This is a genomic window from Parafrankia sp. FMc2 (assembly GCF_041008525.1).
Lineage (GTDB): Bacteria > Actinomycetota > Actinomycetes > Frankiales > Frankiaceae > Parafrankia.
In genome coordinates, this window is record NZ_JBFLUG010000412.1 from 1 (window position 1) to 1,223 (window position 1,223).

The window sequence follows — 1,223 nt, forward strand, 5'->3', positions numbered from 1 at the left end:
CCAGCAACGCCGCGCCCGCTACACCGCCTCCCGTTCCACCCGCCCCCAGTGGCTACCCACGGTTACCGCCCGTCCGAAGGTCGCGTAATCGGACCAACACAGATTCCGGTCAACTGCGAAGAGCCGCTTTGGCAAGGATGTACGGTGAACGTACGGCAGCCGCGAGAACCGTTTTGTGGTTCTCGACTCACGGAGCCGGTAGCCCCAGCGTTCGGACTCCACGGAGGACTCGCATGCTCTTTCGCCAGCCGCGAGGACGATTTGGGCGCCTCCTGGCCGCTCTCATGACCTCGACCTCTCCCCTGGACGACGGCCCCGCGCGCCCGCGCCCCCCGATCGGACGTCCGGCAGGCACCTCGTCGGCCGGTGCGCCTCGGCGGCCGGCGAAGAAGTCAACTCGCAAGGTCCGCTGAGGGCAGACTGGCAGAGTTCCGCGGCCACATCGACGCGAACACCGCTCGGATCCCGAACTACGGCGAGCGGCGCCGCTGCGGCGAGGCCATCTCCAGCGCCACCGCCGAGTCCGCCGTCAACCAGATCATCAGCAAACGCATGGTCAAGAAACAGCAGATGCGCTGGACACCCCGCGGCGCCCACCTACTCCTCCAGGTCCGCACCCGCGTCCTCAACGACCAGCTCGCCGACGACTTCGCCCGCTGGTACCCCACCAGCCCACCCACGAGGACGCCGAGACGATCATGGGCGCGGCGTAGCCTCCCACGGTTTGTCCCGCTCTCCCTTCTGTCTCCTGACCGCCTTGATCGCGGCGATCCTCGCCTACGCCGACGGCGCGTCCCTGCCCACCTCGGCGCGTACGGGAGGCCGGGCCGTCGCGACCGTCCTGCTGGCCGCGGTCGCCGCCTGGCGTGGACTGTGATCATCCCTCCGGTGTGAGAGCTTGCCTGTCGAGCCGTGCATCGGCCTGGTGCCCGGGAAATTCCAGTCCCAGGCTCGAGGGACGGACTGTGTGGCTCTGTCCGCGGTCAAGGACAGCAGCAAGGGGTGCGGTCCGAAGTCACGAACACAGGCCGCCGGTGTCGCTGGGATGCGGTCGGCGCCGACGAACATGTGCGGTCGCATCTCGCGGACAGAACCAGTGTCCATGGCCATGAAAAAGTGGCTCTGGCACAAATTCCGTGACGGCCCGGTGGGCGGGCCGCACGAGGCGTCGTGGATCATGGCGAGTGGCTGTCCTTGACCCGATCCATGTCCTGTTCCCTCAC

The 1,223-nt window shown here is 67.9% G+C and carries 1 pseudogene; it reads left to right on the forward strand.

The window, feature by feature from the left end:
* Positions 1-426 precede the first annotated feature (426 nt).
* Positions 427-666, forward strand: a pseudogene (locus AB1460_RS37615) (ISKra4 family transposase); the annotation flags it as partial.
* Positions 667-1,223: the final 557 nt, after the last annotated feature.